At 69.9% G+C, this 14,493-nt stretch carries 14 protein-coding genes and 1 pseudogene; 7 read left to right on the top strand and 8 right to left on the bottom strand.

The annotated features are described in order from the left end of the window. Nucleotide 1 precedes the first annotated feature (1 nt). Nucleotides 2-1,933: a flavin-containing monooxygenase gene (locus BKN37_RS05150; protein WP_071022656.1), complete on the bottom strand. Its 1,932-nt coding sequence runs from the start codon at nt 1,931-1,933 to the stop codon at nt 2-4. A gap of 111 nt (nt 1,934-2,044) precedes the next feature. Here BKN37_RS05150 and BKN37_RS05145 point away from each other — a divergent pair, with 111 nt between their 5' ends. After that, nucleotides 2,045-2,767, top strand: a complete 723-nt coding sequence (locus BKN37_RS05145) for an SDR family NAD(P)-dependent oxidoreductase (RefSeq protein WP_242657085.1) — start codon at nt 2,045-2,047, stop codon at nt 2,765-2,767. 9 nt (nt 2,768-2,776) lie between these two features. Here BKN37_RS05145 and BKN37_RS05140 read toward each other — a convergent pair whose 3' ends face one another. The 3 genes from BKN37_RS05140 to BKN37_RS05130 all read right to left on the bottom strand — a co-directional run bounded on the left by BKN37_RS05140 (nt 2,777) and on the right by BKN37_RS05130 (nt 6,212). Next, complete coding sequence (locus tag BKN37_RS05140; RefSeq protein ID WP_071022649.1) at nt 2,777-4,231, bottom strand: lipase maturation factor family protein; 1,455 nt, start codon at nt 4,229-4,231, stop codon at nt 2,777-2,779. 78 nt (nt 4,232-4,309) lie between these two features. Further along, nucleotides 4,310-5,611 carry a competence/damage-inducible protein A gene (locus BKN37_RS05135; RefSeq protein WP_071022645.1) on the bottom strand — a complete coding sequence of 434 codons (1,302 nt, stop codon included), beginning with the start codon at nt 5,609-5,611 and terminating at the stop codon, nt 4,310-4,312. A gap of 97 nt (nt 5,612-5,708) precedes the next feature. Further along, complete coding sequence (locus tag BKN37_RS05130; RefSeq protein WP_071022641.1) at nt 5,709-6,212, bottom strand: hypothetical protein; 504 nt, start codon at nt 6,210-6,212, stop codon at nt 5,709-5,711. A 187-nt stretch (nt 6,213-6,399) separates the two neighbouring features. On the opposite strand from BKN37_RS05130, the gene BKN37_RS05125 reads away from it, so the two are divergent. Further along, nucleotides 6,400-7,194: an HAD family hydrolase gene (locus BKN37_RS05125; RefSeq protein ID WP_071022637.1), complete on the top strand. Its 795-nt coding sequence runs from the start codon at nt 6,400-6,402 to the stop codon at nt 7,192-7,194. Here BKN37_RS05125 and BKN37_RS05120 read toward each other — a convergent pair whose 3' ends face one another. Then, a complete protein-coding gene (locus BKN37_RS05120) occupies nt 7,195-7,422 on the bottom strand; it encodes a hypothetical protein (RefSeq protein WP_242657084.1) in 228 nt (75 codons plus the stop codon). It abuts the gene before it with no gap. A gap of 87 nt (nt 7,423-7,509) precedes the next feature. Between BKN37_RS05120 and BKN37_RS05115 the strand changes: the two genes are divergently transcribed. After that, entirely contained in the window at nt 7,510-8,415 is a 906-nt protein-coding gene (locus BKN37_RS05115; RefSeq protein WP_071022633.1) for a class I SAM-dependent methyltransferase, read from the top strand. On the opposite strand, the gene BKN37_RS05110 is transcribed toward BKN37_RS05115, so the two are convergent. Beyond that, on the bottom strand, nt 8,412-9,149 hold the full coding sequence (locus tag BKN37_RS05110; protein WP_071022629.1) for a glucose 1-dehydrogenase: 738 nt from the start codon (nt 9,147-9,149) through the stop codon (nt 8,412-8,414). The two genes, BKN37_RS05115 and BKN37_RS05110, sit on opposite strands and share 4 nt — an antisense overlap. Nucleotides 9,150-9,283: 134 nt before the next feature. Here BKN37_RS05110 and BKN37_RS05105 point away from each other — a divergent pair, with 134 nt between their 5' ends. The 4 genes from BKN37_RS05105 to BKN37_RS05090 all read left to right on the top strand — a co-directional run bounded on the left by BKN37_RS05105 (nt 9,284) and on the right by BKN37_RS05090 (nt 13,667). After that, nucleotides 9,284-10,360 carry an NAD(P)H-dependent amine dehydrogenase family protein gene (locus BKN37_RS05105; RefSeq protein WP_071022626.1) on the top strand — a complete coding sequence of 359 codons (1,077 nt, stop codon included), beginning with the start codon at nt 9,284-9,286 and terminating at the stop codon, nt 10,358-10,360. A 417-nt stretch (nt 10,361-10,777) separates the two neighbouring features. After that, entirely contained in the window at nt 10,778-11,200 is a 423-nt protein-coding gene (locus BKN37_RS05100; protein WP_242657083.1) for a Zn-ribbon domain-containing OB-fold protein, read from the top strand. Between the two features lie 43 nt (nt 11,201-11,243). After that, nucleotides 11,244-12,389, top strand: coding sequence for a thiolase family protein (locus BKN37_RS05095; RefSeq protein ID WP_071022620.1), 1,146 nt, complete (start codon nt 11,244-11,246; stop codon nt 12,387-12,389). A 147-nt stretch (nt 12,390-12,536) separates the two neighbouring features. Next, entirely contained in the window at nt 12,537-13,667 is a 1,131-nt protein-coding gene (locus BKN37_RS05090; RefSeq protein ID WP_071022617.1) for a nitronate monooxygenase, read from the top strand. Here the strand turns inward: BKN37_RS05090 and BKN37_RS05085 are convergent. Then, entirely contained in the window at nt 13,645-14,094 is a 450-nt protein-coding gene (locus tag BKN37_RS05085) for a hypothetical protein (protein ID WP_071022614.1), read from the bottom strand. The genes BKN37_RS05090 and BKN37_RS05085 overlap by 23 nt on opposite strands. Before the next feature lies 1 nt (nt 14,095). Continuing rightward, nucleotides 14,096-14,493 (bottom strand): annotated as a pseudogene (locus BKN37_RS05080) (DUF58 domain-containing protein); the annotation flags it as partial.

The raw sequence follows: 14,493 nt of genomic DNA, 5'->3' as shown, positions 1-14,493 counted from the left end.
CTCAGTGTTCCTCCCGCACCACGAAGTGCGACCAGTCCGGTTCCCGCACCGCCGACCAGTACTCGGGCAGCCGCCACGGGCTCACGGTGTGGATCTCCCCGTCGCTGTTTTTGAAGTAGGAGTGTTTGACCGACGGCTGCGACCACACCATCTTCTTGATCTCCTGTTGGGTGCGCGCATGCCAGGCCGCGGTGGCCGCGGCGGTCGGCTCCAGCGCGCGGACCTTGGGCTGGGCCAGCCGGTGCAGGCAGTGGTTGATGTAGCGCATCTGCAACTCGGAGTGAAAGATCAGGCTGCCGCCGTGCGCGAGGTGGGTGCCGGGCCCGTAGATCAGGAACAGATTCGGGAAGTCCGGCACGGTGATGCCCAGGTACGCCGACGGCCGCTGACCCCAGCGGGAGCGCAGGTCCGCGCCGCCCCGGCCGGTGATCTGCAGCGGCCACAGCACGTCGGTGTGCCGGAAGCCGGTGGCGTAGACGATGACGTCGACGTCGTGGGCGACCCCGTCGGCGGTGACCACCCCGCTCGGCGTGATCCGCTGGATCGGGGTGCGCACCAGCTCGACGTTGTCCCGCCGCAAGGTGGCCAGCCAGCTGCCGTTGTCTTGCAGGGTGCGCTTGCCGGTCGCCGGGTAGTCGGGCAGCACCTTGGCCAGCAGCTCGTGGTCGCCGTCGACCTGGTTGGTGATCCAGTCGGTGAACATCACCCGGGCCACCGCGTTGATGTCGCTGACCGCGTAGTCCTGGTTGGGGTAGCTCGGGTCGACCCGGGCCGCGTCCAGCCCCTTGTCCGCGCCGGGCCACAGCACCAAAAACCGGTACCAGCGTCCATAAAACGGCAGGTGCTTCATCGCCCAGGCCATCCCGTCCCCGACGCGGTCGTGATACATCGGGTTGGGGAACATCCACTGGGCGGTGCGCTGAAAGACGGTGAGCCGTTGCACGTCGGCGGCGATGGCGGGGGCGATCTGAAAACCGCTGGCGCCCGCGCCGATCAGCGCCACCCGCTTGCCGGACAGGTCCACCCCGTGGTCCCAGCGCGCGGAGTGAAAGGCCGGCCCGGCGAAGGTGTCGGCGCCCTCGAACTCCGGAATGTGCGGCCGGTTGAGCTGGCCGACCGCGGTGATGACGGCGCGCGCCCGCAGGGTGCTCAGCGTCCCGTCCGGGCCGCGCAGCGACACCGTCCACACCGCGTCGTCGTCGTCCCAGTGCGCACCAACGGCTTCGGTCTGCCACCGCACCCGGTCACCGATGCCGTGTTTGGCGATGACCGCGGTGAAGTAGTCCCGCAGTTCGTGTTGTTCGGCGAAGTAGTGCGACCAGTCGTTGTTGGGTTCGAAGCTGTAGCAGTAGAAGTGGTTGGCCACGTCCACCCGTGCGCCCGGATAGCTGTTCTCCCACCAGGTTCCGCCGGGCCCGGGGTTCTTCTCCACGATCGTGAACGGAATGTTGGCTTGGTTGAGCCGGATTCCGGCCAGGATCCCCGATTCGCCGCACCCGATCACCACCACCGGCAACGCGGCGGCGCGCTCGGGGTCCAGCGGGGCCGGCCGGCGCGGGTCCACCCCGTCGAGGTCCATCTCCTCGGACAGCAGCGCGAAGTAGTCGGGCGGAACCTGCTCGCAGGCCGCCCAGTCCATCATCTCGGCGATGAGTTCGCGGCTCAGCGGCGCGGGCTCCGGGCAGCCGCGGTCGCGGTAGTCGGCGAGCACCGGCAGCGCCGCCGCCCGGGCCCGGGCCTTGTCCTGCTCGGACATGAACCCCTGGATCTCGTTGAGGAACAAGCCCGCGGGTTTGAACTCCCGGATGAACCGGGGGTCGCCGGTGATGTGCACCAGGGATAGCAGCAGCGTGGGGATGCTGACGTCCTCCAACGCGGCGGCGATCGCCGGTGTGGACGTGCTGAAGGGTGCACCGGCGTAGCGGCTGCGCATCCAGGCAATCCTTTCGGAATTACGCTACCTCTAGTTTCGTAATGGCGATTACGCTACCGTTCGTGTCGTAATGAGGCAAGGGCCGAAAGGGGCGCTGTGAGTGGAGTAATCGTGACCGGATCGGCGTCCGGGATCGGTCGGGCCTGCGCCGAGGCGCTGGTCGCCGAGGGCCGGCGGGTCGCGTTATGGGATATCGCGCCGGCGGTGCAGCAGGTGGCCGCCGAGCTGGGCATGCCGGGTTCGGTGGTCGACGTCTGCGACGACGCCGCGCTGCCGACCGCGGTGGCCGCCGCCGACGCCGCGCTCGAGGGGGTCGACGGTTTGGTGCACGCCGCGGGGCGGGTCCTGGTCGAGCCGGTCGGCGCCTACAGCGTCGAATCCTGGGATGCGGTGCTCGACGTCAACCTGCGCGCCCAGGCGATGCTGGTCCAACTGCTGCTGCCGCAGCTGCAACGGTCGGCGCGCGAGGGCGGCTCCCCCGCCGTCGTCGGGATCTCCAGCATCGAAGGGCTGGCCGCCAACCCGCACATCCCGGCCTACTGCGCCTCCAAGGCCGGCCTGCTCGGGCTGACCAAGTCGATGGCCGCCCAACTGGGTCCGGCCGGGATCCGGGTCAACGCGGTGTGCCCGGGCTTCATCCGCACCCCGATGCTGCAGTTGGCGCTGGACATCGACGAGGTCCGGGCCGGTTTCGAGCAGGCCACCCCGCTGGGCCGCATCGGTGATCCCACCGAGGTCGCCCACGCGGTGGCGTTTTTGATGTCGCCGCGGGCGTCGTTCATCACCGGCGCCGGCCAGGTCGTCGACGGCGGCGTGACCAGCCACCACGCCTGAGGCCCCCGGTCAGTCGCGGGGCTCGGACGCCGCACCCGCGGTCCGCAGGGCGACCGGCGGCAGGTACTCCCCGATCAGGGTGCGATGCCACCAGGCCCGGTCGCGGCGCAGCTCCCGCCAGGTGGTGAAGCGATAGGTGTACAGCAGCGCGCGCACGTAGCGGGGCGGGGCGTTCGGGAACGGGTTGTGCCGCAGCAGTCGCAGCGTCGCGCGGTCGTTTTTCAGCAGCCGCGCCAAAAACGCGGCCCGCCACCCCTGCGCGTACAGCGGGGAGATGGCGGCGAACCACATCAGCCAGTCCAGCCGCAGATGGTAGGGCGCCCACTGCCGCGGCAGCCGGTGCACGGAACCCGGCTTGCCTTTGAATTCGTATTCCCGCCAAACCGTTTGGTCGGTGATCTCGGCCTCGTCGGTGCCCTCGAGGATCACCTCGCGCCGGACCCGGCCCACCGTGCCGAACGCCCCGTAGGTGTTGACCAAGTGGTACGGGTTGAAGGACAGATTCATTCGCTGATGGTGCGAGGCCATGTTGCGCACCGGCCAGTAGCTGAGCACCAGCACCGCCGCGGTGAACGCGATCACCAACGCGGCGAACCAGGGCGGCGCCGCGGGCAGGGCCGGCGGGGCCGGCAGCGGCAGCACCGCCGCCGCCGACGACGCGTCGATGGCGCTGCACGCCAAGATGATGGTCACCCAGTTCAGCCAGGCGAAGTTCCCCGAGGCCACCAGCCACAGTTGGGTGACGATGATGATTCCCGCCGCCACGCTGGCCACCGGCTGCGGCGCAAACAACCCGAACGGCACGACGAGCTGGGCGACGTGGTTGCCCGCCACCTCAACCCGGTGCAGCGGCTTGGGCAGGTGATGGAAGAACCAGCTCAGCGGCCCGGGCATCGGTTGGGTCTCGTGGTGGTAGTACAGGCAGGTCAGATTCCGCCAGCACGAGTCGCCGCGCAGCTTGATCAACCCGGCCCCGAACTCGATCCGGAAGACCAGCCAGCGGGCCAGCCAGATCGTCAGCACCGGGGGCGCGACGCGGTCATTGCCCAGGAAGATCGCCAGGAATCCGCTCTCCAACAAGATGGACTCCCAGCCGAACGAATACCACGTCTGCCCGACGCTGACGATCGACAGGTACAGCACCCAGATCGCCAGCCAGGCCAGCATCGCCGCCCACAACGGCACCAGGTTGGCCGCCCCGGCCACGATGGCCGCCGACAGCGTCGCGCCCAACCAGGCGACCGCGGCGAAGAACCGGTCCGAATAGTGCAGGTGAAAGATGCTGGGCGCGCGTCGGAACGATGCCCGGTCCAGGAACTGCGGCACCGGCAGCATGCCGTGTTCGCCGATCAGCGCCCGGAACTGTAGCGCGGCCGCCACGAACGCAAGCGCATAGACGGCCGCGATGCCGCGCTCCACCAGCAGCCGGGCCAGCCAATAGTCGGATGCCGTGAACCAACCCATGTCCGCAACTCCTTGGACTACGGACGTTCATACCACCGATCGGCTACCCGGCTCAGCGGGTTGGGAATCGTGCTCGGGTCACGACGCGGTGGAGGAGCCCTCCGCGACGGCCGCGGCCGGGTCGCTCAACGCGCGCCGCAACAGGTGCAGCGCCACCGTGGTCGACCGCTCCCGGATATCGGCGCGGTTGCCGGGCAGCCGGACGGTGCGGCTCAGCGCGGCGCCGTCGCCGAGCACCACAGCGAAACAGACTGTGCCGACCGGCTTTTCCTGGGTGCCGCCGCCGGGGCCGGCGACGCCGGTGATCCCGACCGCGGTGTCGGCGCCGAATCGGCGCAGCGCACCGGCCGCCATCGCGGTAGCGACCGGCTCGGACACCGCGCCGTGGGTGGCGATCACCGCCGGATCGACGTCGAGGAGCTCGGTTTTCGCGTCGTTCGCGTAGGCCACCACCCCGCCCGCGACATACGCCGACGCGCCGGCCAGCTCGGTCAGCCGGGCGGCCAGCAGCCCGGCGGTGCAGGACTCCGCGGTGGCTATCCGGCGTCCGGTCAACAACTTCGCGACCTGATCGTCGACCCGGGCGCCGTCGACGGCGAACACCTCGCGGGGATGGCGGTCCCGCAGCAACTGCACCAGCTGCGCATACGACGCGGCGGCCCCCGGCTCATACCGGGTGACCATCTCGACCTCGCCGCGACGCAGACAGGTGGTGATCTCCAGCCGCTCGAAATCGGAGATGTGCTGGGCCGCATCGCGCAGCGTGTCGGCCAGCCCGGATTCGGGCAGCCCGAACATCCGCACGGTGTCCTGGCGGTAGACGGTGCGTCCGGCGATCGCCTGCTGTACCGCGGCCGTCTGGACCGCGGTGGCCCACATCGGCTGCAGTTCCCGCGGCGGCCCCGGCAACACCACCACCGTCGGGCGCCCGGGCACGACCACACCCGGTGCCGTTCCGACCGGGTCGATCACCTCCGACCCGGCCGGAATCAGCGCCTGTTTGCGGTTGGCGGCCAGCAGCGCGTCGAAATCCACCGGCCCGACCCGCGCGGTCAGGGAGCGCAGGATCGCGGCGATCTTGGCCTCCAGCGCGGCGTCCAACACCAGCTCGCGGCCGCAGAACCGGGCCACGGTCGCCACGGTGACGTCGTCGGCCGTCGGGCCCAAGCCGCCGCTGGTGACGATCAGGTCCATCCCCTCATCGGCCAGAAACCGCAGTTGAGCCGCGATGTCGCCGGGACGGTCACCGCAGATCGTGATGTGCGCCAACTCCACGCCCAGCTCGAGCAACCGGTCGGCGAGCCAGGGGCCGTTGCGGTCCTGCACTCGTCCGGTCAGGACCTCGGTCCCGGTGACCACAATGCCTGCACGTGCACTCACCGCAATGAGACTACGCATCAGGCGTCGCGTATCGCCCGCCTACCCGTCGCTTTGGTTGGCGGACAGCATATTTCGCTGTGCCGCCGGGGTTACCGGATCAGGGCAGACCGGACACCGGGAACGGGCTGATGGCCGGCGCCTGCGGAGCGGCCAACCCGGGGATCGTCGCCCCCGGGGCCCGGACCGGCGCCGCCGGGGCGGTCCCGAAGTTCGGCATCGGCACCGGCAGCATCCGGCTCAGGTCGCCGGTCCCGGGAATCCCGGGCACACCGGACACGCCGGGCAGATTGCTCTGCCCCACCGGCGCGCTGCCGGTCGCGGACGCCGGGTTGGGCAGGTTGACCGAGGCGCTGGCGAGCGGCGGCGGCGTCGCCGGGGTCGCCGGCGCGCCGGTGAGCGCCGAGGTGGTGGTCTGCAGGATCTGCTGCGGAATGCTGGCCGGCGAGGTGACCACCTGCGACACCAGGCCGGGCAGCCCGGGGGCCGGGTTACTCGGTGCGGCGGTGTCGGCCGCCGCGCTGGCGCTGGTCGCCAGGGCGGTCATGAACAGGCCCGCGGCAGCGCCCGCGGCCAAGACCAACCAGTTGCGGGTACGTGACATGGTGCTCCTAAATCAGTTCGACTGAACGTGCGAAACCGAAGCTAGCCAGTTACGCAAGTTACTCAAGCGACGCGAGTGGCGGTTTATGGAACCGTTGCGAAGGAGTGCCACGGCGGTGACTGGGCGCGGTCGCGGCGGGACCGGGCATGACGGGCGGCCGCACCGCGCGAACCGTAACATCGACTAGATGCAGCCGCCGGCGACCTTCGATCCGCTCCCGGAGATCGCCGCGAGCCCGCCCGGACCCCGCATCGGCGCGTTCTTCGACCTGGACGGGACGTTGGTCGACGGCTTCACCGCGACCGCGCACGCCGGGGACCGGATCCGTCGGCGGCAGGCCCGGATCGGCGAGGTGCTGGGCGTGGTCGAAGCCGCGTTGCGGTATCGATTCGGGCGCATGCAGTTTGCCCGACTGCTGGTGCGGGCCGCGGGATATCTGCGCGGCGAATCCATCACCGACCTCGACGAACTCGGTGAGCGGCTGTTCGTCGAGCGCATCGCCACCCGCGTCTACCCGCGCATGCAGGAGATCGTGCGGGCGCATCAGCAGCGCGGCCACACCGTCGTGCTCAGTTCCTCGGCGCTGACCATCCACGCCGAACCGGTGGCCCGCTACCTGGGCATCACCCGGGTGTTGTGCAACCACTTCGAACTCGACGACGCCGGCCGACTGACCGGCGGGATCGTCACGCCGGTGGTCTGGGGCCCGCAAAAAGCCGTGCTAGTCCAGAAATTCAGCGCCGACCACGGGATTGACCTGCACGACAGCTACTTTTACGCCGACGGCGACGAAGATGTGCCGTTGATGTCGATGGTCGGCCAACCGCGGCCGGTGAATCCGCGCCCCGGCCTGGCCGCCGCGGCGGCCGAGCACGGCTGGCCGGTGCTGCAGCTGCCCCGCCCGACCCGCGCCGGCGGCCGATCCCTGCGCCACGTCGCGGGTTTCGGGGTGGGGTTGCTGCGGGCCGTCACCACCCGCTGACTAACGCTTCAGCCAGCCCTGGATCGTCGCCAAATCCCTTGAGTACGTGCCCAGAATGTAGTCGTCGTACCGCGATCCCCCACTGATCGCCTCGGTGCCCCGCCACACCACGTGCACCTGCTCGGCGCCGCGGATGTAGATGTCGACGCGTTCGCGTTCGTTGCACTGCCACCCGTGTTCCTCGGCGAGCTGGTGCAGCTCCTGCCGCCGGTCGATTGCGGTCATCATTGCGGTTCCTCCTGTACGGCAAGCCGGCGCCCACGCTAGCAGTTGTCGCCGCACGGCCGTCGACCGCAAGCGTGGGAAACTGGGCGGATGGCCGCATCGTGGGCGCGTTCGGAGCACGACGACTGGGACATCGTGAGCAGCGTGGGCTACACGGCGCTGGTGGTGGCCGGCTGGCGCGCGCTGCATGCGGCCAGCCCGGAACCGTTGGTGACCGACGACTACGCCCGGCTGTTCATCGCGGCCGCCGCGGACCGGTATTTGACCGGCCTGTTGGCGAACCCCGCCAGCTCCGACAACGCCACCGTCTTCCCGCGCCTCTACGGGGTGCAGACCCGGTTCTTCGATGACTTCTTCGGCTCGGCGGCCGGCGTCCGGCAGGCCGTCATCGTCGCGGCCGGGTTGGACTCGCGCGCCTATCGGCTGGACTGGCCCGCGCACACCACGGTGTTCGAGGTCGACCAGCCCAAGGTCCTCGAGTTCAAGGCCGGTGTCCTCGCGCAGCACGGCGCCGCGCCCCGCTGCCAACGACGCGCGGTCGCCGCGGATCTGCGCGACGACTGGTCCGCGCCGTTGACCGCCGCCGGATTCGATCCGCGCCAGCCCGCCGCGTGGTCGGTGGAGGGTCTGCTGCCGTATCTGACCGGCCCGGCGCAGGACGCGCTGTTCGGCCGCATCGGTGAGCTGTCCGCGCCCGGCAGCCGGCTGGCCGTCGGCGCGCTGGGGTCGGGGTCGGATTGGGGCCGCCTGGCCGCGCTCAACGAGCGCTACCCGGGCTTGACGTCCGCGAGCGAGGTGGATTTCTCCGCGCTGACCTACCCCCGCGATGCCCGAGCCGAACCCGCCGCCTGGCTTGCCGAGCACGGGTGGACCGTCGAGCAGGTCACCACCTCCCCGCAGCTGCAGACCCGCTACGGCCGGACCCCGCTCGACGTCGACGTGCAGGTCGATCGGGTGCTGCACTCGGAGTACATCACCGCCGTGCGGCGCGGTTAGCCCTTGTGCGGGATGCCGGCCACCGTGCCGCCGTCCATCACGAACTCGGTGCCGGTGGCGTAGGACGACTCGTCGCTGGCCAAGAACAACACGAAGGTGGACACCTCGACCGGGTCGGCGGCCCGGCGCAGCGGGATGGCGATCATGTCCTCGGGGACACTCTCGGTCATCGGGGTGCGGATCAGGCCGGGGTGAATCGAGTTGACCCGGATGTTGTGCGGCGCCAACTCCATGGCGACCGACTTGGTCAGCCCGCGCACCGCCCACTTCGACGCCACGTAGCCGTGCGCCCACGGGGTGCCGCGCAGCCCTTCGATGGACGAGACGTTGATGATCGAACCGCCGCCGGCGGCGATCATCGGGTCGGCGGCGACCTGCATGCCCAAGAAGGTGCCGGTCAGGTTGACGTCGAGGATCCGCTGCCATTGCGCCAGGTCGAACTGCTGCAGCAGGGCGCCGTTGACGATGCCGGCGTTGTTGACCAACACGTTGAGCGTGCCGAATTCGTCGACGGCGGTGGCGACCGCGGCCTTCCACTGGTCGGCGTCGGTGACGTCGAGGTGGACGTAGCGGGCCGCGGCCCCCAGCTCGTCGGCGAGCGCCTTGCCGTCCTCGTCGAGGATGTCGCCGATCACCACCTTGGCGCCCTCGGCCACCAGGAGGCGGGCGTGCGCGGCGCCCATGCCCCGCGCGCCACCGCTGATCAATGCAACTTTGTCGTCCACGCGTCCCATGACGGGTCAGGCTACCCCAGAACCGGCAGAACTAGAACCTGTTCCATTCTGGCCCTCGGATGCGCAGACTGGTGGTGCTTCAACTTGTTACGGTGTCGCGCGATAGGACAACGAGGGTCCGGTAAGGAGACATCATGGCGATCCGGGTGGCGCACGTCGGCACCGGCAACGTGGGTCGGCTGGCGCTGACCCAGCTGATCACCGATCCGCAGTACGAGCTGGTCGCGGTGTGCGTGTCGTCGGAGGCCAAGGTGGGCAAGGACGCCGGCGAGCTCGCCGGCCTGGAGGTCGCCACCGGGGTCACCGCGACCGATGATCTGGACGCGGTGCTGGCCGCCCGGCCCGAGTGCGTCGTCTACTGCGCGATGGGCGACACCCGCACGCCGGAGGCGATCGCGGATTGCGCACGCTTCCTGGCCGCCGGGATCAACGTCGTCGGGTCCGCGCCGGTGATCCTGCAGTACCCGTGGCAGGTGATGCCCGAGAAGTACATCGCCGGGTTGGAAGACACTGCACGGCAAGGCGGGTCGAGCCTGTTCATCACCGGCGTGGACCCCGGATTCGCCAACGACCTGATCCCGTTCGCGCTGGCCGGCACCTGCCAGCGCATCGAGCAGGTGCGCTGCCTGGAGATCGCCGACTACGCCACCTATGACGGCGCGGTGGTGATGTTCGACGTGATGGGGTTCGGCAAACCGCTGGGCGAGCTGCCGATCCTGCTGCAACCGGGGGTGTTGAGCATCGCCTGGGGCACCACGATCCGCCAGCTGGCGGCCGGGCTGGGCATCGAGGTCGACGACATCACCGAACGCTACGAGCAGGAGCCGGCGCCCGAGGCGTTCGACATCGCGGCCGGCCACGTCGCCAAGGGCAGCGTGGCCGCGCTGCGGTTCGAGATCCGCGGCATGGTGGGCGGCCACCCGGCCATCGTCATCGAACACGTCACCCGGCTGCGTGAAGACCTGCGGCCGGACTGGCGGCAACCCGCGCAGCCGGGCGGATCCTACCGCGTCGAAATCGTCGGCGAGCCCTCCTATGCCGTCGACATCTGCCCCTCCAGCCGCAAGGGCGACCACAACCACGCCGCCATCGTCGCCGCGGCCGGGCGGATCGTGAACGCCATCCCCGCGGTGGTGGCGGCCCCGCCGGGCATTCGGACCACGCTGGACCTCCCGCTGGTCACCGGAAAGGGGCTGTATTCCGCCGGGTGATTGCGCGGGGTTGGTTGAGGCGCCGCGTCCAGGACGCCTCAGGGCGCGGGTATTGCGCCGAGACTGAGTTCACGGCCTTCCAGCCTGCGCTGAGGGCCTCGAGACTGGACTCACGGCGGCCAGCCTGCGCTGAGGGCATCGAGACTGCGCTCAGGGCATCGAGTCTGCGGTGAGGGTCTCGAGACTGCGCTCAGGGCATCGAGACTGCGCTCACGGCGCCGAGCCTGCGCTCAGGCCGGGATTCCTGGCGGCAACTGGGCCTCACCGCAGTCTCGACGCCAAGGATTCAGGCTCGCTGCCCTCACCGCAGACTCGCTGCCGCCACCGCAGACTCGACGGCCCCCGCCACCCGAAACACCCTCCCAACACGCCCGTTCGCTCTAGACGAGAATTGCATTTCCGATTATCGTGAACGCCGTGCAAACACAGAAGGTGCTCGCGCCCGAGGTCTCGACCTGGCCGGAGGAGAATCCGCAGCTGGTCGGCAGTCACTGCGACGCGTGCGGTGCGACCACGTGGCCCAAACAATCCCGCTGCCCGCGGTGCAGTGAACCCGGAATGTCCGAGCTGCGGCTCCCCCGCCGCGGCACCCTGGTGGCCTGGACGACGCAGGGGTTCGTGCCGAAGCTGCCGTACGCCGGCGGCGAGACCGCCGAGAGCTTCACGCCGTTCGGTGTCGGCCTGGTCCAGCTCGGCGACGTGGTCCGGGTGGAGGCGCGGCTGACCGAGCACGACCCGGCCAAGCTGCGGTTCGGTATGGACGTCGAGCTGGTCTTCGTCCCGTTTTACGTCGACGGCGACGGAACCGAAATCGTGACCTGGGCATTCCAGCCGGTCTGAGCCAAGAGCCAAGAGCCAAGCGCCAAAAGCCAAGGAGCCAAGAATGAATGACGTTGCGATTGTCGGCGTGGGCCTGCACCCGTTCGGCCGGTTCGACGGCAAACCCGCGATGGAGATGGGCGCCGAGGCGATCCAGGCCGCGCTCACCGACGCCGGCGCCAGCTGGAAGGACATCCAGTTCGGGGTCGGCGGCAGCTATGAGGTGTCCAACCCGGACGCGGTGACCCGGCTGGTGGGATTGACCGGCATTCCGTTCACCAACGTGTTCAACGCCTGCGCCACCGCGGCCAGCGCCATCCAGCTGTGCGCGGACACCATCAAGCTGGGCAAATACGACGTCGGGATCGCCGTCGGGTTGGACAAGCATCCGCGCGGCGCCTTCACCGACGACCCGGCCAAGCTGGCGCTGCCGGCCTGGTACGCCGAGAACGGGCAGTTCGTCACCACCAAGTTCTTCGGGATGAAGGCCAACCGCTACCTGCACGACCACGGCGTGTCGCAGGAGACGCTGGCCAAGGTGGCCGCCAAGAACTTCCGCAACGGCGCCTTGAACCCCAACGCGTTTCGGCGCAAGCCCATCCCCGAAGAAGACATCCTCAACGCGCCGGTGCTGAACTACCCGCTGACCCAGTACATGTTCTGCGCCCCCGACGAGGGCGCCGCGGCGGTCATCATGTGCCGCGCCGACATCGCCCACCGGTTCAGCTCCCAACCGGTGTACCTGCGGGCGGCCGAGATTCGCACCCGCCGGTTCGGCGCCTACGAGGTGCACGCCACCTCGGCGCCGCTCGACGAGGACGTCTCCCCCACCGTGTACGCCTCGCGCGCCGCGTTCGAGGCGGCCGGGCTGGGCCCCGAGGACGTCGACGTCATCCAGCTGCAGGACACCGACGCCGGCGCCGAGGTGATCCACATGGCCGAGGCCGGGTTCTGCGCCGACGGCGAACAAGAGAAGCTAGTCGCCGACGGCGCCACCGAGATCGGCGGCTCACTGCCGGTCAACACCGACGGCGGGCTGATCGCCAACGGCGAGCCGATCGGCGCCTCGGGGCTGCGCCAGGTCCACGAGCTGGTGCGCCAGCTGCGCGGCGAAGCCGGCGAGCGCCAGGTTCCGGGCACGCCGCGGGTGGGATTCGCGCAGGTCTACGGCGCGCCGGGCACCGCCTCGGCGACCATCGTCACGGTCTGAGCCGCCCGCGCGCCGGGCGGGGACACGCGGCGGTTCGGGACGACGCAAAAACGTGCGATTGGTGGTGTCCGCTGGCCACCACGGCGGGAATCTGGTACTAAACTAGAACACGTTTCAATTCGCCTTTCGTCCCGCTTAGGAGCAGGCATGCATACCCCGATCTGCGATGACCTCGGCATCGAATTTCCGATCTTCGCGTTCACCCACTGTCGCGACGTGGTCGTCGCGGTCAGCAAGGCCGGTGGCTTCGGGGTGCTCGGGGCGGTCGGCTTCACGCCCGAGCAGCTGGAGATCGAACTTAACTGGATCGACGAGAACATCGGCGATCACCCGTACGGCGTCGACATCGTCATCCCCAACAAATACGAGGGCATGGACTCCAACCTGTCCGCCGAGGAGCTGACCAAGACGTTGCAGGCGATGGTGCCCAAGGAGCACCTGGAGTTCGGCCGCAAGATCCTGGCCGACCACGGCGTCCCGGTCGAGGACAGCGCCGACAACGCGTTGCAGCTGCTGGGCTGGACCGAGGCGACCGCCACCCCGCAGGTCGAGGTGGCGCTGCGGCACCCGAAGGTCAAGCTGATCGCCAACGCGCTGGGCACCCCGCCGGCGGACATGATCAAGCACATCCACGACTCCGGCCGCAAGGTGGCCGCGCTGTGCGGGTCGCCGTCGCAGGCCCGCAAGCACGCCGACGCCGACGTCGACATCATCATCGCCCAGGGCGGTGAGGGCGGCGGACACTGCGGTGAGGTCGGCTCGATCGTGTTGTGGCCGCAGGTCGTCAAGGAGGTCGCGCCGCGCCCGGTGCTGGCCGCCGGCGGCATCGGCAGCGGCCAGCAGATCGCCGCCGCCCTGGCGCTGGGCACCCAGGGCGCCTGGACCGGTTCGCAGTGGCTGATGGTCGAGGAGGCCGAGAACACCCCGGTGCAGCAGGCGGCCTACGTCAAGGCCAGCAGCCGCGACACCGTCCGCAGCCGGTCGTTCACCGGCAAGCCGTGCCGGATGCTGCGCAACGACTGGACCGAGGCCTGGCAGACCCCGGGCAACCCGGAGCCGCTCGGGATGCCGTTGCAGTACATGGTGTCCGGGATGGCGGTGAAGGCCACGCACAAGTACCCGAACGAGACCGTCGACGTCGCGTTCAACCCGGTCGGCCAGGTCGTGGGGCAGTTCACCAAGGTGGAGAAGACCGCGTCGGTCATCGAGCGCTGGGTGCAGGAGTACCTGGAGGCGACCAGCACGCTGGACGCCCTCAACGACGCTGCGTCCGTCTGACCCGCAGCGGCGCGCCCAGGAACGGGTGCAGCGCTAACGCGTAGATCCCGAACACCGCCAGCGGCGCCAGCAGCGGCAGCCACGGCAGCGACAGCGGAAACGCGGTCCCGACCAGCCCCGCGAAGGTGAAACCCGCGGCCGCGGTCAGGGTCGGCACCGTCACGGCTCCGGTGTGCCGCAACACCAGGTAGCCGGTGCCGCCCAGCCCCGCCAGCGCGGCCAGCGGCGGCGCCGGGTCCCCGAGCGTGATCGCCACCACGGTGAGCAACACGGCAACCGTGGCGGCGGGGCGATAGGTCACCCCGGCCAACACCAGGGCGGCCGCGGCGACGGTGGCGGCCAGCGCCCAGCCGTCCACCCCCGCCGCGGCTGCGGCCGCCATCAGCAGCCCGCACCCGGCGGACAGCGCCTGCGGCACCGCCCTCATGTCAGCGCCACCCGCGGCGACGACGCTCGCTGAGCAGCCGCATCGACTGGTCCAGGGTGCTGTCGGTCGGCCAGCGCAGCACGTCGACGCCGACGGTGGCCATGTCGCGATACATCGCCGAGCGCTGCAACGCCCACATCCGGTCGATCAGCGGCTCCTGCTGCCGCTCGAACGGCGCGCCGTGCAGCACGTCGACGGCGACCACCACGTGGCCGCGTTTGCGCAAGTCGATCAGCGCCAACGCGAACTCGGTGTCCAGCAGCGTCGAGAACGCGACCACGACCGCTCCGGGCGGGACCGCAGCGCGCGGCGCCAACGTGCCGGTGGTGGGTTCGGATTCGGCGCCGGCGTGCAGGACGGGGCTGATCACCGTGTAGAGCTGCCGGTGCCCGATGACGT

This window comes from Mycobacterium talmoniae, from assembly GCF_001854525.1.
GTDB classification, from domain to species: domain Bacteria; phylum Actinomycetota; class Actinomycetes; order Mycobacteriales; family Mycobacteriaceae; genus Mycobacterium; species Mycobacterium talmoniae.
Note: the sequence above shows the minus strand (reverse complement) of the source record. Positions and strands in the feature narration are given on the sequence as shown.

What these genes read in the sequence shown, in the direction of transcription:
- BKN37_RS05105 (WP_071022626.1), top strand. Translation starts at nt 9,284, where the DNA reads ATGGCGATCCGGGTGGCGCACGTCGGCACCGGCAACGTGGGTCGGCTG.
- BKN37_RS05095 (WP_071022620.1), top strand. Translation starts at nt 11,244, where the DNA reads ATGAATGACGTTGCGATTGTCGGCGTGGGCCTGCACCCGTTCGGCCGG.
- BKN37_RS05130 (WP_071022641.1), bottom strand. Translation starts at nt 6,212, where the DNA reads ATGTCACGTACCCGCAACTGGTTGGTCTTGGCCGCGGGCGCTGCCGCG.
- BKN37_RS05115 (WP_071022633.1), top strand. Translation starts at nt 7,510, where the DNA reads ATGGCCGCATCGTGGGCGCGTTCGGAGCACGACGACTGGGACATCGTG.
- BKN37_RS05150 (WP_071022656.1), bottom strand. Translation starts at nt 1,933, where the DNA reads ATGCGCAGCCGCTACGCCGGTGCACCCTTCAGCACGTCCACACCGGCG.
- BKN37_RS05120 (WP_242657084.1), bottom strand. Translation starts at nt 7,422, where the DNA reads ATGATGACCGCAATCGACCGGCGGCAGGAGCTGCACCAGCTCGCCGAG.
- BKN37_RS05140 (WP_071022649.1), bottom strand. Translation starts at nt 4,231, where the DNA reads ATGGGTTGGTTCACGGCATCCGACTATTGGCTGGCCCGGCTGCTGGTG.
- BKN37_RS05110 (WP_071022629.1), bottom strand. Translation starts at nt 9,149, where the DNA reads ATGGGACGCGTGGACGACAAAGTTGCATTGATCAGCGGTGGCGCGCGG.
- BKN37_RS05085 (WP_071022614.1), bottom strand. Translation starts at nt 14,094, where the DNA reads ATGAGGGCGGTGCCGCAGGCGCTGTCCGCCGGGTGCGGGCTGCTGATG.
- BKN37_RS05090 (WP_071022617.1), top strand. Translation starts at nt 12,537, where the DNA reads ATGCATACCCCGATCTGCGATGACCTCGGCATCGAATTTCCGATCTTC.
- BKN37_RS05125 (WP_071022637.1), top strand. Translation starts at nt 6,400, where the DNA reads ATGCAGCCGCCGGCGACCTTCGATCCGCTCCCGGAGATCGCCGCGAGC.